Source organism: Peribacillus sp. FSL K6-5616, assembly GCF_038008245.1.
GTDB lineage: Bacteria > Bacillota > Bacilli > Bacillales > DSM-1321 > Peribacillus > Peribacillus frigoritolerans.
Window position 1 is genome coordinate 776989 of the sequence record NZ_JBBOYT010000001.1, and the last position, 20240, is coordinate 797228.

General features: G+C 41.6%; 18 protein-coding genes. 9 read left to right on the top strand and 9 right to left on the bottom strand.

Translation table 11 applies throughout. The annotated features are described in order from the left end of the window. Positions 1-40 precede the first annotated feature (40 nt). Complete coding sequence (locus MHB45_RS03730) at positions 41-247, bottom strand: spore germination protein GerPB (protein ID WP_034314608.1); 207 nt, start codon at positions 245-247, stop codon at positions 41-43. Positions 248-268: 21 nt separating this feature from the next. Further along, positions 269-490: a spore germination protein gene (locus MHB45_RS03735; RefSeq protein ID WP_034315507.1), complete on the bottom strand. Its 222-nt coding sequence runs from the start codon at positions 488-490 to the stop codon at positions 269-271. A gap of 223 nt (positions 491-713) precedes the next feature. Between MHB45_RS03735 and MHB45_RS03740 the strand changes: the two genes are divergently transcribed. The 4 genes from MHB45_RS03740 (at position 714) to MHB45_RS03755 (ending at position 5557) form a co-directional block, all read left to right on the top strand. Next, positions 714-2306 carry a long-chain-fatty-acid--CoA ligase gene (locus tag MHB45_RS03740; RefSeq protein ID WP_048686856.1) on the top strand — a complete coding sequence of 531 codons (1593 nt, stop codon included), beginning with the start codon at positions 714-716 and terminating at the stop codon, positions 2304-2306. 279 nt (positions 2307-2585) lie between these two features. Next, the gene (locus tag MHB45_RS03745; RefSeq protein ID WP_048686860.1) at positions 2586-3860 is read left to right on the top strand and encodes an MFS transporter; all 1275 of its coding nucleotides are present in this window, start codon (positions 2586-2588) and stop codon (positions 3858-3860) included. A gap of 40 nt (positions 3861-3900) precedes the next feature. Then, positions 3901-5082, top strand: coding sequence for a DUF418 domain-containing protein (locus MHB45_RS03750; protein WP_048686862.1), 1182 nt, complete (start codon positions 3901-3903; stop codon positions 5080-5082). A 133-nt stretch (positions 5083-5215) separates the two neighbouring features. Next, positions 5216-5557 (top strand): YisL family protein, encoded by a 342-nt coding sequence (locus MHB45_RS03755; protein WP_048686864.1) that lies wholly within the window; start codon positions 5216-5218, stop codon positions 5555-5557. Between the two features lie 57 nt (positions 5558-5614). On the opposite strand, the gene MHB45_RS03760 is transcribed toward MHB45_RS03755, so the two are convergent. Next, a complete protein-coding gene (locus MHB45_RS03760; protein WP_020018810.1) occupies positions 5615-6181 on the bottom strand; it encodes a DUF2777 domain-containing protein in 567 nt (188 codons plus the stop codon). Between the two features lie 284 nt (positions 6182-6465). Here MHB45_RS03760 and asnB point away from each other — a divergent pair, with 284 nt between their 5' ends. Next, positions 6466-8313 (top strand): asparagine synthase (glutamine-hydrolyzing), encoded by a 1848-nt coding sequence (asnB, locus tag MHB45_RS03765; RefSeq protein ID WP_048686867.1) that lies wholly within the window; start codon positions 6466-6468, stop codon positions 8311-8313. Between the two features lie 43 nt (positions 8314-8356). Here asnB and MHB45_RS03770 read toward each other — a convergent pair whose 3' ends face one another. Beyond that, a complete protein-coding gene (locus MHB45_RS03770) occupies positions 8357-10108 on the bottom strand; it encodes a glycoside hydrolase family 13 protein (protein ID WP_072272562.1) in 1752 nt (583 codons plus the stop codon). A gap of 355 nt (positions 10109-10463) precedes the next feature. Here MHB45_RS03770 and MHB45_RS03775 point away from each other — a divergent pair, with 355 nt between their 5' ends. From MHB45_RS03775 to MHB45_RS03790, 4 genes are all read left to right on the top strand, one after another. Continuing rightward, the gene (locus tag MHB45_RS03775; protein ID WP_207117668.1) at positions 10464-11726 is read left to right on the top strand and encodes an extracellular solute-binding protein; all 1263 of its coding nucleotides are present in this window, start codon (positions 10464-10466) and stop codon (positions 11724-11726) included. A 150-nt stretch (positions 11727-11876) separates the two neighbouring features. Then, entirely contained in the window at positions 11877-13412 is a 1536-nt protein-coding gene (locus MHB45_RS03780; protein ID WP_072272563.1) for an alpha-amylase family glycosyl hydrolase, read from the top strand. Between the two features lie 79 nt (positions 13413-13491). Then, complete coding sequence (locus MHB45_RS03785) at positions 13492-15141, top strand: glycoside hydrolase family 13 protein (protein ID WP_048686874.1); 1650 nt, start codon at positions 13492-13494, stop codon at positions 15139-15141. A gap of 329 nt (positions 15142-15470) precedes the next feature. Next, complete coding sequence (locus MHB45_RS03790) at positions 15471-16514, top strand: LacI family DNA-binding transcriptional regulator (protein ID WP_034314582.1); 1044 nt, start codon at positions 15471-15473, stop codon at positions 16512-16514. A 38-nt stretch (positions 16515-16552) separates the two neighbouring features. Here the strand turns inward: MHB45_RS03790 and MHB45_RS03795 are convergent, their stop codons facing one another. From MHB45_RS03795 to MHB45_RS03815, 5 genes are all read right to left on the bottom strand, one after another. Next, entirely contained in the window at positions 16553-17332 is a 780-nt protein-coding gene (locus MHB45_RS03795; RefSeq protein WP_081088760.1) for an MBL fold metallo-hydrolase, read from the bottom strand. 130 nt (positions 17333-17462) lie between these two features. Then, complete coding sequence (locus MHB45_RS03800; RefSeq protein ID WP_048686877.1) at positions 17463-18338, bottom strand: SDR family oxidoreductase; 876 nt, start codon at positions 18336-18338, stop codon at positions 17463-17465. A gap of 235 nt (positions 18339-18573) precedes the next feature. After that, positions 18574-19065, bottom strand: a complete 492-nt coding sequence (locus MHB45_RS03805; protein WP_034314577.1) for a YajQ family cyclic di-GMP-binding protein — start codon at positions 19063-19065, stop codon at positions 18574-18576. Positions 19066-19168: 103 nt separating this feature from the next. Next, entirely contained in the window at positions 19169-19300 is a 132-nt protein-coding gene (locus tag MHB45_RS03810) for a DUF3941 domain-containing protein (protein ID WP_072272565.1), read from the bottom strand. 68 nt (positions 19301-19368) lie between these two features. After that, positions 19369-20235, bottom strand: a complete 867-nt coding sequence (locus MHB45_RS03815; protein WP_072272566.1) for a DegV family protein — start codon at positions 20233-20235, stop codon at positions 19369-19371. Between the last annotated feature and the right edge of the window lie 5 nt (positions 20236-20240).

Genomic DNA, 20240 nt, shown 5'->3' on the forward strand with positions numbered 1-20240 from the left:
CAGTATATGAAAAAGTAGGATGTAGGTGAATGCCTATGAACTAGGAGGGCGTAAATGGGACGAAACTGGCTAATGGGGTTACATCGGCTTCAATTTCGGGAGCAGGCTCAGTGAATCCACCGGTATTGGCCAATGTGGAATATGGTTTAATCACCCCTGCACTACCTATTTGAAAAACGGATGAATTGGCGATGCTTTCAATTTTTATCATATTAATTTGTATGGTCTGGTGAATATTGAAGATCATGCTGACTCCTTTCTTAAAACATTAGAGATTTAGGACCAGTGGCTGATCAACACCATCAGTATCATTTGTATTCGTGGTGCTATAGGCATTATAAAGGGATATGGATTCACCCGTATTAAACGAGCCAGCACCTGCAAACGTTTTTGAGGTGGAATAGGGACTAATTTTAAAGACGTCACCAATATGGACAATTCCACTGCTACCGACGTTGATGACTTGAACGATTCCTACGATGGCCGGCAAGAAAATCACCCTTTTTTTATTCTGGTTTTCCCCTGAATTTAAGGCCATGAGCCTATCACTGAAGGGAGTTTCAATGTATTGTATGTTGACTCATGATTGATGTGATTCATCTGCCTATTAATATATTGTTATATAACAACGGCTGATTTTATTGGAATGTTGTAAACAGATATGGTAATATAATGCTAATTCAGAATTTTCAAATAAAACTAGAGGTGAGGAAATGAATGTACCATTAGTATTATCGCATTTCTTAGATCGAGCAGCCTTACTATATGGCGATAAGAAAGCCATCATTGGAGATGACAAGGTATTAACCTACGCAGAATTGAACGGCCGTGTAAACCAGCTTTCAAATGGTTTAAGGGATCTCGGTGTCAAAAAGGGTGACAAGGTGGCATATTTGGCACCTAACTCAATTGAAATGCTTGAAGGCTTTTATGGGGTATTTCAAATTGGGGCAGTAATCGTTCCCTTGAATATCCGTTTGAAGCCTGCAGATTATGTTTTCATTTTGAACCATAGCGAGTCCAAGGTCCTTTTCGTAGATCAGGAATTGTATCATCTTATTTCCCCTGTCAAGGACGAACTTGAATCGGTGGAGCACATAATCGTTCATTATAAAGATGAAGAGATAAATGAAACCGATTACAACCATTGGCTGGAACGTTATGATAACAAGTGCTTTAACCGGGAGTCAGTGGATGAAAATGATGTTTCGAGCCTTCTTTATACTAGCGGGACCACAGGAAATCCCAAAGGGGTGATGCTGACTCACCGCAACAACTATTTACATGCCCTGGGTGCGATGCATCATTTCAGGGTCAATGACCGCGATACATATTTGCACGTACTGCCGATGTTCCACGTGAATGGGTGGGGGGCGCCATTTTATTATACGGCAAATGGTGCCACTCAAGTTTGTTTGAGGAAAACCAGCCCAGAAATGATATTTGATACACTGCAAAAGCATAAGGTTTCCATCATGCATATGGCACCGACGGTTCTGAATTCACTGTTCCAATATTATGAACGGAATGTTCCGAAAATCGAGCAGGATATCCGAATCGTTGTTGCGGGTTCCGCTCCGCCTCCTGCATTCGTTACAAGGGTGGAAAAAGAGTTAGGCTGGGAATTCATTCAAATTTACGGAATGACTGAATCAACACCGGTCAGTCTGATATCGCTGATTCGTTCTGAATTCGATGATCTTCCGGAAAAAGAAAAATACAGGATGAAGGCGAAAGCCGGATATCCCATCATAGGCAGTGAGGTAAAGGTTATCCATGACAATGGTGAGGAAGTTGCCCAAGATGGCGTGGATATCGGCGAGCTTATCGTCCGCAGCCATGGAGTGATGTTAGGTTATTGGAAAAATGAAGAAGCGACCAGCCAGACACTGATAAATGGATGGCTGCATACAGGGGATATGGCCACAATCGATGAAAACGGGAATGTGGATATCGTTGACCGCAAAAAGGATATAATCATTAGTGGCGGAGAAAATATCTCTTCCATAGAAGTGGAAGGAATACTCTACGAACATCCGGACATTCTTGAAGCGGCAGTCATTGCCGTTCCGCATGAAAAGTGGGGAGAGACACCGCATGCATTCATTGTGCCAAAAATGGGCGTGGAATTAACGGAGGATGATATAAAGGCCTTCACACGGGAAAAATTAGCTCATTTCAAATCAGTTACCAGTGTGTCGTTCGTCGATGAGCTTCCAAAAACGGCATCGGGGAAAATACAAAAAATCCATCTTCGTAATGATTATTGGGAATCTAAGGGGAAAACAGGCAGATTCGTTAATTGAAGCTCGCTAACGCTGTTCAGAAATGATCAGCGTTTTTTTCTGTTGCCGTTTAAAACGGTTTCCTGAGGTGGACACTGATATGTTTCCATTCGTAAATAGCCGAAGTAACTCATGCCATTGTTGGATAAGGGAAGGTCATTCAGGAACATTGGAATTTGTTTCAATAAAAAGCTTCCTGTTTAAAGATAAAGTGTTACTATTATTAAATATTTCAAATTATTATAATTTTTCTTTTTTCATTATGTTGATTTTAACAGTTTTGGATTGTGGGGGAGAGCATTGAAACATATTCATTATAGCTGGGTTATTTTAATCATAACATTCTTCTCGATTATTGTAGCCGGTATCGTTAGGTCATCATCGGGAGTATTCATCGTACCATTTGAAAATGAGTTCGGGTGGGACCGGTCCGTAATTTCTTTAGCCTTTGCCATAAGTCTTTTTCTTTATGGATTATCGGGTCCATTCATGGCCGCCCTAATTGAAGTGCTTGGATTGAAGAAAATGATGGTAGCGGCCATGTCCACTTTATTGGCAGGGATTCTCCTCACTTTTTTCATGCAGCATGAGTGGCAGCTCATTTTAATTTGGGGAATTATCATTGGATTGGGTTCTGGAGTGTTTTTAACTGTATTGAGCCCATATGTGGCAAATCGTTGGTTCGAGAAGAGGCGGGGGCTGGCGGTCGGGATACTTACGGCAAGTACGGCCACGGGCCAGCTCATTTTACTTCCGGTTTTAGCCATCATCATTGAGAGTTATTCGTGGAGATGGGCGATTGGATTAATCTTGATCCTTAGCTTGATCATGCTGGCAATCATCCTTTTATTCATGAAAAACAATCCGAAGGAAGTGGGCACTCTTCCGTATGGATTGGAAGAGGAAAAGCAGGAGGCTGTTACAGTCCAAAATAAGAACCCCATCGTCATGGCTTTTCAGTCGTTGATTGAAGCAGTGAAAGTGAAGGAATTCTGGTTATTGGCAGGTAGCTTTTTTATATGCGGACTTTCAACGAGCGGGTTGATCGGGACACATTTCATTTCTTACTGCATTAGTTTTGGTTTACCGGTTGTGACGGCAGCATCACTGCTATCTTTCATGGGAATCTTTGATTTGATTGGTACGACTGTATCCGGATGGCTATCAGATCGTTTTGATAACCGTTGGCTGCTGTTTTGGTATTACGCTCTAAGGGGTGCTTCCCTCGTATTACTTCCTTTTGCATTAAATGAAGGTTCTATCGGTCTATTGATTATCTTTTCCGTTTTCTATGGCTTGGATTGGATAGCGACCGTTCCTCCGACCATAAGCATTTCAAGGCAAGTATTTGGCTTGGAGAAAAGCGGGATCGTATACGGGTGGATATTCGCGGCCCATCAGGTGGGTGCAGCAGTGGCGGCGTACGGTGGGGGGCTTATCTTCAAAATATTCAACTCCTATACATGGGCATTCTTCCTTGCTGGAATCTTTTGCTTATTGGGCAGCTTGTTTGTCATACTGATAAAAAAGCAAAAAGCGGTCACGAAAGTTAAAGGTGATGTAATGGAGATATAGAAAAGATGTTAAATCTGTATGAATGAAAGAGGGTGTACCTATGAAGGGCGCGATGGTACCATTGCAGGAAAGTAAACGGATCGTAAGCATCGATATTTTACGTGGATTAGCCATTTTAGGGATTTTTTTAGTGAATATGCCTTCTTTCCACTCCCCGCTCTTGTACATAGATGGTGCAAAGCGGTGGGCAGGAGGATGGGATGGGATTTTGTATAGATTCAGTGATATAGTCGCACAGGCCAGCTTTTATCCGTTATTTGCCTTTCTGTTCGGTTTCGGGGCAATCATTTTGGCAGTAAGGAGTGAAGAAAAGGGTATATCATTTCCGTTACTATATATGAAAAGGCTAAGTTTCCTGCTGATACTTGGCTGCATTCATGCTTTCTTCATCTGGCATGGGGACATCCTCATTAATTATGCTGTATTTGGGTTTGCACTTTTGTTTTTTTATAAGATGAAGGGCCGGAATTTAATTCTGATTGGCTCGGTTTGTTATGTCCTGCCTTTTGCGATATTGGGTTCTCTATTTCTTATAATGGGCATTTTTGATAGTGAAGGGATGGCGATCACGACTGATTCGGCGATGATGAAACAGTCTTTGGAAGTTTATCAATCTGGTACATTTACGGAACTGATGAGTCAAAGGGCGTTGGATTGGTATATGGTGAACAACCCTTTTAATGCCATTATCCTTTTTTTATCGATTTTTCCGTTTTTTTTAATGGGAGCAGGCGTGGCAAAACAGGGCTTTCTCCAAAATCCAACCCAATATAAACGACAATTGAAAGCGATATCGATCGTAAGCTTGCTATTGGGCATGTCAATTAAGATGCTGCCATATGTGACGGTATACCATTTTGGAACGATATTCGTCCAGGATTATTTGGGAGGACCGTTACTTACGATTTTTTATATCACGGCAATCACGATTTTGGCGGAACGGGCAGGGGCTTCCCGCCTGTTACATCCGCTTTCGTATATCGGAAGGATGTCGATGAGCAATTACTTGTTCCAATCGATGGTATGTACGGGCATTTTTTATTCATATGGCCTTGGTTTATATGGATCAGTCTCATATACGACAGGATTTGTTTTTCTAATAGCCCTGTTTTGCCTGCAAATCCTGCTTTCCTTATTGTGGATGGGCCTGTATAAATACGGACCGGTTGAATATATATGGCGTTTTTTTACGTATGGTAAAAAGCCGGTCATGCGCAGGTAGGGACCAGTTAAGAAGAAATGTAAATGATGTTCATTAAATTGTTGGTTTTACCCATTCAGGTGGATACTTAGTTTTGTTTTTTTGTAAAAGCCTATGATATGATGAAATGGAAACTGAACGAGGGGGCAAAAAAATGACACATATGCATATTACAGCTTGGGTTATCGGAATCATTCTTTTCTTTGTCACATATTCGATGCTTAAAGGTGCAAACCCGAAAGCGAAAATGCTACATATGATAACACGGTTGTTCTATCTATTGATTTTCCTTACTGGCGGCATGCTGATCACTGATTTTGGTGCCTATGCAGTAAAAATGATTGTTGGTATCATCGTGATTGCGGCGATGGAAATGGTGCTGGTCCGTACGAAAAAAAGAAAAAGCACAGGTGCCATGTGGATATTGTTCATCGTAGCGCTTGTATTCGTCCTTTATTTAGGACTTTCACTGCCACAAGGAATGGACTTTTTTTAATACAGAATTAAAGACGGGTAAATGAGGAAATCTCATTTACCCGTTTTCTTTTACCCGTTATTGTGAATTCACTTTCTCAATGACGATCCTTTTTCCGGTGTTCAGGGTGAATTCAAAACGATCATGATCCTTTTTCCCGTATGAAAAATGGTGCTGAACGAGACAAATTTGACTCTCGTTATCAAAGGTGAAGAAATTCACGCCGGACTGGTTTGGGACGGCCCTTAAAAAAGTGAGCTGGTTATAGCTATATATACAATCATAAATAGAAAAATCAAGTGAATTCAATGTTGTTACAAATTGGAAAAAGGAATCATCGTTCAATTCTTCCAATAAACGTTCAAAAGAGTAGAGCAGTTTTTTGCGTATCCGAATGGGCTCATTTTCCCTTAAGAAGGTGATTTCCCGATGAAGCAGGATCTTTCCCTCTTCTTCAATTACTCCTTGCTGCCAGCGCCCACCCCTGTACACTTCGATGATGCTGTCAACGTGGTCTTCTATGGAGCAGGCCTCATCTGTTTCATCATCGAAAAAAATCCATTGTTGATTGATATTTTCCACTGTTCCTTCGGTAAAAGCTCTTGTTTGCCTATTCATTAACTTAGTTCGTTGTTGCTGACTCATACATATACCTCCAATAGTGGAATCCTCACCTACTTTTTAGTCAAAATCCAATGAAAATATAACTGTATATTTTAAAATATTATGGACAAATAACCATCTTTCCGTCTTTGCATAGGCTATGTTTAACACGGGATGCTTTGCTCAACAATTCATTAACGACGCCGGGCGTTGTTGGCAGGTGGCCCTACGGAATGATGCTGAGCGATACTTAGGGACTGTAAATCTTTTTAAGACAGGGAGCCAATATATTTTTGATAGTCCGGATAGAAAGGATGAAGTGTAAAATGTGTGGGATAACAGGCTGGGTGCATTTTCAAAAAGATTTACGGACAAAAACGAAAACGCTGGAAAACATGACAAAAACGTTGGCAAAGCGGGGGCCTGACGAAGATAATGTTTGGAGCGAAGCCCATGTTGCCTTTGGTCATAAACGGTTAACGGTTGTCGATGCGGAAGGCGGAAAACAGCCGATGACGAAAAATCAAGAAAACGGCAGATATACGCTTTGTTATAATGGTGAGCTATATAACACCGAGGATATTCGTAAACAGCTATTATTAAAAGGATATTCCTTTAACGGTCATTCTGATACAGAAGTTTTGCTAACTTCTTATATAGAATGGAAAGAAAAATGCATTGACTTGTTCAATGGGATTTTTGCGTTTGCGATTTGGGATGAAAAGGAACAGAAATTATTCGTCGGAAGAGATCGCATGGGGGTAAAACCATTCTTTTATGCGGAAAGGGACGGCGGGTTCATTTTCGGATCGGAGCTGAAGGCGATTCTGGCCCATCCGGATGTTAAAACGGAGATTGACCGCGAAGGGTTGTCTGAAGTTTTTGGTGTTGGTCCATCCCGGAAGCCAGGTTCAGGCGTATTTCATAATATCCAGGAATTAAGGCCTGCCCATGCGCTTACTTTATCAAGGAAAGGCCTCCGGATTTGGAGATATTGGAATGTGAAAAGCGAAGAACATCGGGATACTCTTGATGAGACGGCCGAGAAGGTTCGCTTCCTTGTCGAAGATGCAGTAACGCGGCAACTTGTATCCGATGTTCCGCTTTGTACCTTCTTATCAGGAGGGCTTGACTCAAGCGCAATTACGGCCATTGCTGCAAATGCCTATCAAAAAGAAGGGAAAGGCCAGCTTCATACGTATTCCATTGATTATGAGGATAATGAGCGTTATTTCAAGGCAAATGATTTTCAGCCAAACTCCGATGGGTATTGGATTAAAAAGATGTCGGATCGTTTTAACACGGTTCACCATTCATCGGTCATCTCTCAAGAGCAGTTGACAAATTATTTAACGGAAGCTGTCCTTGTAAGGGACCTCCCAGGCATGGCGGATGTCGATTCTTCTTTACTTTGGTTTTGTAAGGAAATCAAGCGGGATTTTGTCGTAGGCCTCTCCGGCGAATGTGCGGACGAAATTTTTGGAGGTTATCCTTGGTTTCACCGTGAGGATGATTTGAATCGTGCTGGTTTTCCATGGATGAGATCTACGGATGAGCGGGTATCTTTATTGAAAACGGGATGGCGCGAGAAATTGAAGCTGGAGGAATATGCCCAGGAAGCTTATTTGGCCACCCTTGCCGAAACGCCTAAATTGGAAGGGGAAAGCGGTATAGCGGCAAAACGGAGAGAGCTTTTCTATGTGAATTTATTATGGTTCATGACGACGCTCCTTGACCGGAAGGACCGAATGAGTATGGGGGCAAGTCTAGAGGTGCGCGTGCCATTTGCCGATCATCGCCTTGTTGAATATGCATGGAACATTCCTTGGGAAATGAAAATGGAAGGCAACCGTGAAAAGGGTATTCTTAGGAAGGCTTTGGAGGGGCTATTACCGGATGAAGTATTGTATCGTAAAAAAAGTCCATATCCAAAAACCCATAACCCTATATATACAGACCGTGTGCAGGCGTGGTTGAAAGACTTACTGACGGATAAAAATTCGATCCTGCATGAATTTTTCGATAAACAGAAGCTAACCGATATAGTAGAGTCAAAGGGTGCGGCTTTTAAAGTGCCATGGTTCGGCCAATTGATGTCAGGGCCACAATTGCTCGCGCATTTGGCACAGACCCATGTATGGTTCAAAGAATATGATATCCAAATAATCGAGTGAAAAAACGGGGCGGATGTTTATCAACGCCCCGTTTTCATTTGCCTCAATGATTGATTGCGAGAATTTTATATTGATAACCACCCAATTCAAATTTGCCAACTTGTGTGGTTTCCTTCGTTCTTAAATCCATTAGTGTACGTCCTTTCAAATCAACAGGAAGGGTAAAGGATTGCTTGACATCGGTCGGATTGATGAGGATCACGACAGAACGTTTTTCATTATACTTTTGGTAGGCCACGATATTTTCGTTTCCAGCTGTATCAAGGAATTTGAACTCCCCGTCATTGGCAAGTAACCGTTCTTCTTTTCGCAAGTGGATCAATGCCTTAATTTCATTGAGTAGCTCGGTGTTTTGTTTTTCTTCTTCCCAGACCATGCATTTTCGGCATCCTGGATCCATGCCGCCGGTTAAGCCGATTTCATCTCCATAATAAATACAAGGGCTGCCATTGAATGTCAGCAGGATTGCGTGAATGAGCTTGGCTCTTGCTAGATCTTCCCCGCAATCCGTGAAAATCCGCGGTGTATCATGGCTTCCAAGAAGGTTGAATGTCACGTCAAAAACATTGGTTGGATAACTGTGATAGATGGCTGTCATTTCTTCAGTGAACTCGCGTGCATTGATGGTTTGTGAGGCGATCAGGCGAAAGACCTGGTTGGTGAAAGGGTAATTCATGACGGCATCGAACTGATCGCCGCGAAGCCATGGCATGGAGTCATGCCAAATTTCCCCAAGAATATAAAGGTCAGGCTTTATATTTTTCACCGTTGTTCGAAATTCACGCCAGAATGGCTGATCGACTTCATTTGCCACATCGAGCCGCCAGGCGTCTATATCGAACTCCTTGATCCAATAGGCCGAGACTTCGAGCAGATACTCTTTCACCTCCGGATTTGCCGTATTCAATTTTGGCATCGATTCAAAAAAACCGAATGTTTCATAATTGGGCCTTTCCCCTCCCTTAAGAGGGAAGCTGTGTGGGTGGAACCAATCCTTATATTTCGATTTCTCCCCTTTTTCGAGTAAATCCTGGAAAGGGGGGAAATAGTAGCCGCTATGGTTAAAAACAGCATCCAGCATGACCCTTATATTCCGTCTATGGCATTCGGCTATTAGTGTTTTCAATGTTTCCTTCGTTCCGAATTGCGGATCGATACTCCGATAATCAATCGTATCGTATTTATGATTGGAGTAGGCATGGAAGATAGGCGTGAAATAAATTCCGTTGATGCCGAGATTCTCCAGGTAATCCAAATGTTCAAGGATTCCTTCGAAGTCCCCGCCAAAAAAATTATCCACCGCCGGTTCTTCACTTCCCCATGGTTTCACACCTTCGGGGTCGTTGGCGGGGTTTCCGTTCGCAAATCGTTCAGGGAAAATTTGGTACCAAATTGTATCTTTGACCCAATCCGGTGCCCCGAAAACTTCATTTTGATGGAGATAGGGAATCGCGAAATAGCATCCGGGATCTCGGGGAGGCTCTTTGAAGAAGCCCTTTTCCGTGTAAATGGAGCATTCATTTTCTGACGATACCTTGAACCCATATCGAATTCTTCGGTAGGGAGGCTTCACATAGATATGCCAATAATCATAACGGGTATCGCTGCCCGACAGACTCATGGGAAGTTCCTCGTACTGCCATTGACCATTATTTGAAATGTAAGGATCCCCAAAAATCAATCCAACTGAGGAGATATCTTGTTTTTTCGTACGTAGGCGGATATGTAGGGTTTCAGTGTTGATTGGATAGCCGTAATTGTCATTAGGTCTATGGTGTATGGATGAAAATTCCATGAAAACCACTCCGATTCTATAAGTTTTGGGGCTGTGAAAAAGGAAACTTCCGGCTGTCACGAGGAGGGTCTCTATGAAGTGGTACTAAGCCAGGTTAAGTGCTTTTTCATTATGGTTATATACCCAATTTCAATTGAAAGAAGCACTTATTAACTAAAAAATAACAAAAATTGTTCATCACTACAAGGAAATAAATACGCCAAGGAAAATGTTGTAAAAATCAAAGCCGTTCATATAATGATAACAATAGCTTTGGCATCGCTTTCATCAATTGGCTTTATTTGAAGTACTGAACTGAAAAACAGTATTATTTGGTGCTTTTGGACATGATAGAATAAACATTGCAAAAAGGAGAATGAAAGTGAAGAAGCTGATTTTTCATTTGTTCATGTCCATATTATTGATTGTTAGTGTAAGTGCTTGCGGATCCAGTTCAGATTTAGAAAATAAAAATAAAGCAGTGAAAGAAGATAAGAAAAAAGAAGACGAAGCCAGCAATGAAGCGAAGCCGGAAAAATTGATCATTTGGGAGGAAGAAGGTAAAGCGGAGGCCCTAAAGCCGGTGATTGAAGCCTTTGAAAAAGAATATGGAATCAAAGTTGAGCATGAAGAGCTTGAAATGGCTACCGGGATGTATGAACGACTTCGTCGAGATGGGCCAATCGGAAATGGAAAGGCACCGGATGTCGTAACTTTTTCCCATGAAAAAGTCGGGCAAATCGTGAAGGAAGGCTTAATTCAGGAAGTGAAGGTGAAAGATGAGGTATTGAATGCCTTCATTGAACCTTCAATTAGGGGGGAGATGTATCAAGATAAGGTTTTTGGATTGCCAAAGTCCGTAACCACCTCCGTCTTCATTTATAATAAAAAATTGATGGCTAAGGCTCCTGAGACGATGAATGACCTGTATAAAATGGCGAAGGAATTAAGAAAGCGTAACATGCATGGTTACTATGGCAAGTGGAATGATTTCCATGATTCGTATGGAGTAATGGCTGGAATGGGAGGTTATATATTTAAAGATAAGAATGGAAAGTTAGACCCTTCCGACATTGGTTTGAATAATAAGGGTTCCGTAAAAGGGGCAGCGTACATCCAAAAATGGTATAGGGCGGGTTTGATTCCTAAAGGCGACAAGGCAGGAATCGAGAAGTTGTTTTTACAAGGGAAATTGGCTTCTATCATGAGTGACGGGAACTCATTTACCGAGCGAAAGGATACAGGAATTGCCCCCATGCCAGAATTGCCCAATGGTCAGCCAATGAAAACGTTCATGGAAATCAAAGGCTGGCATGTAACAGCATTCACAAAACACCCTTATTGGTCTACGAAGTTAGTTGAATATTTGACTAATGATGATAATGCAATGAAGCGTTTTGATTTAACAGGGGAATTTCCACCTAATAAATCAATTAAACACAGTGCCGCAATCAAAGAAAATGAAAGGGCACAAGCCTTAAGCATACAATTACAATACGCTGAACCAGTGCCGAATATTCCGGAAATGAATAAAGTATGGGGACCGATGAATTCAGCCATGGATGAAATGACCACTCAAAAAGCAAAACCAAAAAGGGCTTTGGATAAAGCGGTCAAGAAGATAAAAAAAGAGCGTTAACCGTGTTTGGCTCTTTTCCAATTCAGTAACCATAACCAGTATCCCCAGTTTGTCCCTTAAGTGTAAAGTTTTTTATAAATTGGATTTGACGTTAAGGGGTCAAAAGGCTAATCTTAAAGGCGTAAAGAGATAGCTAGGAGGAGAACGGATATGAGAAAAAGAGTGTTATCACTCGCTTTAATTCCGTTGCTTCTTTTTTACGCCATTCCAGTAGGAGCAGCTGAAAAAGAACAACGAACTTGGAAGGATGAAATCGTATATTCATTATTGGTCGACAGATTTTTCGATGGGGATACCCAAAATAATGGAGATGCGAACGTGAATGACCCTTCCACGTTTAATGGTGGGGATTTCGAAGGTGTCACGAAGAAACTGAATTATTTAAAAGATATGGGTTATACCGCTATCATCCTTTCACCGATTTTCGCTAATGATGCAAATGGCTATCATGGCGATTGGGTGGCCGATTTTTATAAAACGGATAAACACTATGGGACAATGGAAGAGTTTAAAAAACTCGTGAATGAGGCACATAAACGCGATATGAAGGTGATCATTGATTTTCAAGCAAATAATGTGGGCCCTGACTCCGCGTGGCTGAACGATCCAAAAAAACAAGAATGGTTCCATGAAGAAAAAAAGATTTCCAAGGATGGTAGCCAAACGGATTTGGAAACAGGGTGGGTTGATGGTCTTCCCGATTTGAATCAAGATAATGAGGAAACAAGGAAATATTTACTTGATGCTGCCAAATGGTGGATAACGGAAACCGATATTGATGGATACCGTATAAATAAAGTCCAATACGTAGCAAAAGATTTTTGGAAGGAATTTGTGGATGAAGTCAAATCTGAAAAATCAAATTTCTATACAATCGGCGATGTTCAAGGTGATGCGAAATTGATCTCAAGCTACAAGGAGACGGGTATCGATGCTTTTATGGCTTATCCGCAGAATGCTGAGCTACGTGAAGCATTTGCTGCGCCCGATAAGGAATTGAAACCTGTTTTTAATGCGTTTGCGAAAAGCGAAGATGAATTAGGGGGCAATGCCGATCAGGCTTTGTTCATGGATACAGAGGGAATGCCCCGGTTTACAAAGGATGCAGCCGACCATAACGAAAATCCAGGTTCCAGATGGAGAATGGCCCTGTCGTATCTATATACGATGCCAGGGGTGCCAATCGTATTTTATGGATCGGAAATTGCCTTGAACGGCGATATTGCCCCGGATAATCATAAGTTGATGAATTTTAAGACAGAACAGGAATTGGTGGAATATATAACAAAGCTTTCTGACCTCAGAGACATGTACCCGGCATTGAAAAAAGGGGATATGGAGCTTTTATATGAAGAAGGTGGAGCTTCGGTATTCAAGCGTGTATATGGTGAAGAAACGATTGTCGTCGCCATGAACAATACGACTGAAACTCAAACGATAAACCTTACTGATAAGGAACTTGAAAGCAATAAAGAGTTGAGAGGTATGCTGAATGGGGATCTGGTCCGCAGTAAGGACAACAGCTACTCTATCGTAATCGACAGGGAGACGACAGAAGTCTATACGCTGTCACCTAAGTCGATTATTAATATTCCTTACCTGTTAGTCATAGGATTGGTTCTTCTCATTTTTGGTATATTCATTGCTTTGGTTATTAAACGTTCAAAACGGAATCAACCAAAATAATCATATACCTCTCGATTGTCGGTAGCCGCCAAACATTGTCCCTAAGGCTTTGTGGAAAACAGGATCGGGAGGTTACAGCATGAATAAGACCTGGTGGAAAGAAGCGGTTTGCTATCAAATTTACCCGCGCAGTTTCATGGATAGTAATGGTGATGGAGTCGGAGACATAAAAGGTTTGATTTCAAAGCTCGACTATCTGCAGGAATTAGGGATAGATGTCATTTGGATTTGTCCTTTTTATAAATCGCCCAATGCGGATAATGGCTATGATATTAGTGATTATCAAGCAGTTTCCGATGAATTCGGTTCAATCGAAGATATTGATCTGTTATTGAAAGATGTTCACGGGCGTGGGATGAAGGTGATACTCGACCTTGTTTTGAATCATACAAGTGATGAGCACCCTTGGTTCGTCGAGTCACGTTCTTCCCGCGATAATCCGAAACGGGATTGGTATATTTGGAGGGATGGGCAGGACGGCCGTGAGCCTAATAATTGGGAAAGCATCTTTTCCGGAAGTGCCTGGAAATTCGATGAAAGGACCAATCAATACTATTTACATCTATTTGCCGAAAAGCAGCCAGACTTAAACTGGAAAAACACTGATGTGCGAAAGGCATTATATGAAATGGTCAATTGGTGGCTCGATAAGGGAATCGATGGCTTCCGGATTGATGCGATCACGCATATTCATAAGCGCGAAGGCCTTCCGGATATGCCCAATCCTTATTGGCATCAGTATGTACCTGCGTTTGAAATGCATACCAATCAGGACGGGATTCTGGATTACCTTCAGGAGTTGAAAGAAGAGACTTTCTCTAAGTATGATATCATGACGGTCGGTGAGGCCAATGGCGTCAGGATAGAGCAGGCGGAAGAATGGGTCGGGGAATCGAATGGGAAGTTCAATATGATCTTTCAATTTGAACATCTTGGTCTTTGGAATAGGGGACAGAATCACGCTGTTGATGTTCAAGGGCTAAAGCGAACGATGACCAAATGGCAAAAGGGGCTGAAAAACAAAGGATGGAATGCTTTGTTTTTTGAAAATCATGACCAGCCGAGAAGTGTATCCACCTGGGGAAATGATCATCAATATTGGTTGGAAAGCGCAAAAATGATAGGGGCCCTTTACTTTTTCATGCAAGGGACACCTTTTATTTATCAAGGTCAGGAAATTGGCATGACAAATGTCCAATTTGATTCGATTGATGATTATGATGATGTCGGAATGAAAAACTTTTATAGGATAGAGACCTCGAAAGGTCGACCTCATGATGAGATCATGAACATTATATGGCATAGCGGCCGTGATAATTCACGAACACCGATGCAATGGAATGATCTTGAAAATGGCGGATTCACTCATGGAACCCCTTGGATGAGGGTTAATCCAAATTATCGCGCCATTAATGTAGAACAGCAGAAAAATGACCCGTCATCCATTTATCATTTTTATAAAAAGATGATTGAACTTCGAAAAAAACATCAGGTCCTTGTTTATGGGGAATATGAGTTATTATGGGAAGATCATCCTGAACTTTATATTTATACAAGAAACATGAATGATAATTCAGTTATGGTGGTATGTAACTTTAGTATGAATCACCATCAAATCGACCTTTCTTATTGGGGGGGAATGGAACTTTTGCTTGCTAATTATGAGGATTGTCCTGAGGTGCCCATTATTGATTTACGTCCATATGAAACGAGGATTTATCGTTATTGATTCTATGGACTTGATTGGAAATTAGCCTAAAACCTATGTAGTTAGTCGTCTGACTTCTTAATTTCCAATAGACCTGTCGTTTTTCAAGAAGCTGATTATCCATCAGCTTCTTTTTGAATTTTAATCTTAGATGAAAAAAACGGAAAAGTAAGTATTTTCTGAAAAATTAAATAAACATTAAAAAAAGTATGGATATAACTATTGAACTGAGTGTATTATGAATACATGCAAAATGTATAAATATAAAATGAATATTAGAGAAGTGTTTATTGGTATTCACCTTTTTTAAAATGAAGTCAATAAAGGCTAAGAAAGGAGAGGGGAAATGCATGGCCATCACAATAAAAGATGTGGCACAGCTAGCGAATGTTGCTCCTTCAACAGTTTCTCGAGTGATTGCAAACAATCCTCGGATAAGTGAAAAAACAAAGGTACGGGTACGTAAGGCGATGACTAAATTAGGATACCATCCAAACTTCATTGCACGTAGTCTTGCCAATCAATCGACCAGGATCATTGGCTTGGTAATGCCAAGTTCGTCAAATGATTATTATCAAAATCCCTTTTTTCCTACGATCCTCCAGGGTCTAAGTGAGGGAGCTCAGGAAAACCATTATTCCCTGTTGTTAAGCACGGGAAAAACAGAAGATGAAATCTACGAAGGAGTAGTGAATATGGTGCAGGGGGGGATGGTGGATGGAATAATCCTGATGTATTCAAGGATGAACGATCACATTCTGACCTATTTGAGGGAAAGGGATTTTCCATTTGTGATCATTGGGAAACCCTATGATTACATCGAGGAGATAACATATGTTGATAACGATAATGTCTTGGCTGCCGAACAGGCAACGGATTACCTCATAAAGCTAGGACATGAAAGGGTTGGATTCATCGGAGGTGATGAATCCCTTATGATGACCATTGATCGCTTATCAGGATATGAACGGGCATTGGAGAGGGCTGGAATCGATCGAAGGATGGAATATACCCTGCATGAAGATTTTTTGCATGAAGGGGGACAAGCCGCTGCAAAAAGGTTACTATCCATCGATGAACCACCTACCGCTTTGGTGGTCAGTGATGATCTCATGGCACTTGGCATCGTGCATTCACTTCGCGAAATGGGCGTGCGCACTCCTGAAGAAATGTCAATCGTCAGCTTCAATAACGTTCTTTTCTCTGAACTGTCATTACCAGCCCTGACCTCCGTAGATATTAATATTTTTGATTTGGGATATCAGGCCGCTAAGGGCATCATTCATATGCTGCAGACTGGAGATGCTCCTGCCGGGACCATCATTCCACATCATTTCGTGGAAAGGCATTCCTGCAGATCGATCAAGCAAGGTGCAATGGCCATGACTTATTGAACGAGAAGGCATTGCGTAAAAGCAATGCCTTTTTTTATCTAGAAATGTACGCTGAAACTTTTGAATGCATGTATACCCGTTCCGTGTCTGACCAAATGATTCTCTTTAAGATATTGAATGGCTGCAAGGACTTCTTCAAGGATCTTTGGTTCGAGGCCTAGTTGGTTGTGTCCGCCATAGATTTTGGAGACTGCCTTGATCTTTGCGATTTTTTCTAACGAATTAACAAGGTCTTCAGGGCTTGTCGAGGGATAAAATGCATAAACGGGAGTATCTGAATAAAGCAGGTCGCCAGTAAATAAATAACCTGTTTTATCATCCAAAATTGAAATGTGGCCAGGCGAATGACCAGGTGTATGATAAATGCTTAAACTTCGGTTCCCGAGATCAATCGTGTCCCCATCCGATAAGAGCCTATCGGGGTACCCCTGGTATGGCTTGTATGTATCAGGATTGAATGAATCGGGTATGGGTAATGTGATATCCCGGGCCATGTTCTTTCTTATTTGTTCCAAGGGCAAACCTTCAATGCCGTTAATCAGCCAATTGGCATCATCACCATGAACATAAATCGTTTCATAATCAACGTGACCGCCAATATGATCCGCATGAACGTGTGTGGTCAGGACGATGATCGGAAGATCGGTAAGCTGGTCTGTAATCCGCTTAATCGAATCGATGCCTAATCCTGTGTCGATTAACGCAGCCCGGGTCTCACCAAGTAATAAAAAGGAATGAACTTTCTCCCAATGACCATATTCACTGATTGCAAACGTTTTTGAGTCCAATCCCTGAACGGTGAACCATGGATCTACAATATTTTTCAAAAATTACTCCACTCCTTCCCAGTCATATATTCCGCGTTAACCGGAAATATCCTGCCTGAAATAATAAAAGCAGTGGATTTCAATTTATGAAATCCACTGCTTTTGGAAAAAAGGTGAGGCCTTATCCGTTAACAACGGTCCCGCCGTTTACATGGATGACTTGTCCGCTGACATAGGATGAATCATCACTTGCCAAATATACATAGGCTGGTGCCAATTCCTCAGGCTGACCTGCACGGCCCATTGGAGTATCCTGTCCGAATTTGGCAACATCCTCCTCGCCGAATGAGGCAGGAATCAACGGTGTCCAGATCGGTCCAGGCGCAACACCATTAACTCGGATGCCATCTTTTGAAATGGAGTTCGACAGGGCTCTTGTAAATGCAAGTATTGCACCTTTAGTTGAAGAGTAATCGATTAGTTTTGGGTTGCCCTGATAGGCTGTGATAGAGGTTGTATTAATGATGCTGCTTCCTTTTTTAAGGTGCTTCAATGCAGCTTTAGTTAAGTGGAACATCGAGAAAATATTCGTGCGGAACGTTTTTTCCAATTGTTCAGCTGAAATGTCCAGGATACTTGTCTGCACATGCTGTTCCCCGGCGTTGTTGACTAGAATGTCCAAACCGCCAAATTCATCAACCGTTTTTTTGACGACTTCCTGGCAGAATGCTTCATCACCGATATCACCGGAAATGAGTAAACATTTCTGGCCTTCTTTTTCGATCAATTCTTTTGTCGCTTTGGCATCCTCGTGTTCATCCAGGTATGCAACTGTCACATTCGCTCCTTCTTTAGCGTAGTAAATGGCAACTGATTTTCCGATTCCGCTGTCTCCTCCCGTTATGATTGCCGTTTTACCTTTTAATTTGCCGCTTCCTTTGTAGGCAGCTTTAACTGAATCAGGATTAGGTTCCATTTTTGTTTCCAATCCAGGTTGATGCTGCTGATGTTGAGGTGGAAATCCTTGTTTGTTCTGATTTTGGTTTTGAGTAGTCAAGATATAAACGCCTCCCATTTAATTATCTACGCTTTTTCTATTCCTTCTTTTAGGAAAAAGAAAACATGGAAAAAATACCCATAAAAGTTTTGGTTTATGTTTTAACTGAAGGGAACATGACTAGTCTTTCCATGTTCCATGAAGGCGATTCATAAGAAAAGGGAGGATGAGCGCTGACGGAGGCAGTTGAAACAAATGAAAAAAGACCCACCCAAAGCAGGTGAGGTCTTCATACTTAGCGGTAATTTAAGAATTGTACATCAATGGACAGATCAGCGCCCCGAATCGCGGAAATGATTCCTTGTAAATCATCCCGGTTCTTACCGGTAACCCGGATTTGATCATCCTGGATCTGGCTTTTCACTTTAAGGCCGCTATTTTTAATGATGGTATTGATCTTTTTTGCTTGCTCCTTATCGATGCCTTGAATTAACTTGGCCCGTTGGCGAACGGTCCCGCCAGAAGCTCCTTCCAATTTGCCATAATCCAGGTTCTTGACGGGTACGTCACGTTTTATGAGTTTACTGATGAGAACATCCTTCAGCTGTTCGAGCTTATATTCATCGTCGGATACTAAAACCAAGTCTTCTTTATCAATGGTGATGCTGCTTATGCTCCCTTTAAAATCATAGCGTGTCTGTATTTCCTTCATTGCCATGGTAACTGCATTCGTTACCTCTGAAAAGTCTACTTTCGAAACAATATCAAATGAATTTTCCTTTGCCATCACTTACCTCCAGCAGGGTTTATTTCCTTTATTATAGAGAAAGTATGATAGGAAGACAACTATATAAACGATATTAAAAAAGCGGGGGGACAAGCCCCACGCTTCATTTATGGTCCGTTTTCTTCGAATAGGAGTGCTTACCTGCAGCAAGGTTTTCCTGATATGCGATATTTTTTTCAGCATTTCTCGCTTGGTTATCTTTTGGCCTTTTATTGTCATCGGTTGTTTTGGACATAGTGAAAACTCCCTTCCATTATCTAATCAATATATATTGTTCACAATTATGGAAGGGAGTATGTATGTTTATGATTTCTCAGGGGTATCGTTTAAGAAGAAGAGGGCAATTGTGCCAGGGCCGGCATGCGCACCGATGACGGAGCCAATTGTATGGATCATGAAGTCGGTTGTCCCGAATTCATTTTGGATGGCTTCCTTCCATTCCAGGGCCGTTGCTTCATCGTCCCCATGACTGATGGCAATCGTTTGGGTAGTTAAGTTTTTGCCTCTTTCGTGCATTAATTCGATTACACGTTTGATCAATTTCTTTTTGCCGCGTATCTTTTCAAGCGGAACAAGCTTCCCATCTTCAACATGCAATAACGGTTTAATGTTTAATAAACCGCCAACAAGGGCAGATGTCTTGGAGATGCGGCCGCCACGGGCCAGATATTCAAGGTTGTCTACAGTGAATAGATGCTCCATATGCCGGGTTTGGAATTCTATGGCAGCCAGGATTTCTTCTTTAGTGGCACCGTTTGCTGAAAGATCGGCTGCTTTCTTTACAATTAAACCGACGCCCATGGAAGCGCATTTTGTATTGACGATATCAATGTCAACGTCAGGGTACTCTTCCTTCACCTGATTAAGAATCATGACTGCCGTTTGATATGTTCCTGATAACTCAGAGGAAAAGGCTATATATATCCCTTGTTTTTTCTCCTTGGCAAACTGTGTGAAAAGTTCTATAAAGTATTCTGGAGAAGCTTGCGATGTTTTCGGGGCTTTTCCTTCAAGCATCGCCTGATAGACTTCGTGAGAATTAATGGTAAGTAAATCTTCATAAGTTTCCCCGTCAAGATGGACTTGTAAAGGGATTAATGAAACATTGTTTTCCTTATAGAAAGACAACGGCAAATCACATGCACTATCTGCAAGAATTGTGATAGCCATAATAC

What these genes read in the sequence shown, in the direction of transcription:
- MHB45_RS03730 (WP_034314608.1), bottom strand. Translation starts at nt 247, where the DNA reads ATGATCTTCAATATTCACCAGACCATACAAATTAATATGATAAAAATT.
- MHB45_RS03740 (WP_048686856.1), top strand. Translation starts at nt 714, where the DNA reads ATGAATGTACCATTAGTATTATCGCATTTCTTAGATCGAGCAGCCTTA.
- MHB45_RS03750 (WP_048686862.1), top strand. Translation starts at nt 3,901, where the DNA reads ATGAAGGGCGCGATGGTACCATTGCAGGAAAGTAAACGGATCGTAAGC.
- MHB45_RS03755 (WP_048686864.1), top strand. Translation starts at nt 5,216, where the DNA reads ATGACACATATGCATATTACAGCTTGGGTTATCGGAATCATTCTTTTC.
- MHB45_RS03760 (WP_020018810.1), bottom strand. Translation starts at nt 6,181, where the DNA reads ATGAGTCAGCAACAACGAACTAAGTTAATGAATAGGCAAACAAGAGCT.
- asnB (WP_048686867.1), top strand. Translation starts at nt 6,466, where the DNA reads ATGTGTGGGATAACAGGCTGGGTGCATTTTCAAAAAGATTTACGGACA.
- MHB45_RS03770 (WP_072272562.1), bottom strand. Translation starts at nt 10,108, where the DNA reads ATGGAATTTTCATCCATACACCATAGACCTAATGACAATTACGGCTAT.
- MHB45_RS03775 (WP_207117668.1), top strand. Translation starts at nt 10,464, where the DNA reads ATGAAAGTGAAGAAGCTGATTTTTCATTTGTTCATGTCCATATTATTG.
- MHB45_RS03780 (WP_072272563.1), top strand. Translation starts at nt 11,877, where the DNA reads ATGAGAAAAAGAGTGTTATCACTCGCTTTAATTCCGTTGCTTCTTTTT.
- MHB45_RS03785 (WP_048686874.1), top strand. Translation starts at nt 13,492, where the DNA reads ATGAATAAGACCTGGTGGAAAGAAGCGGTTTGCTATCAAATTTACCCG.
- MHB45_RS03790 (WP_034314582.1), top strand. Translation starts at nt 15,471, where the DNA reads ATGGCCATCACAATAAAAGATGTGGCACAGCTAGCGAATGTTGCTCCT.
- MHB45_RS03805 (WP_034314577.1), bottom strand. Translation starts at nt 19,065, where the DNA reads ATGGCAAAGGAAAATTCATTTGATATTGTTTCGAAAGTAGACTTTTCA.
- MHB45_RS03810 (WP_072272565.1), bottom strand. Translation starts at nt 19,300, where the DNA reads ATGTCCAAAACAACCGATGACAATAAAAGGCCAAAAGATAACCAAGCG.
- MHB45_RS03815 (WP_072272566.1), bottom strand. Translation starts at nt 20,235, where the DNA reads ATGGCTATCACAATTCTTGCAGATAGTGCATGTGATTTGCCGTTGTCT.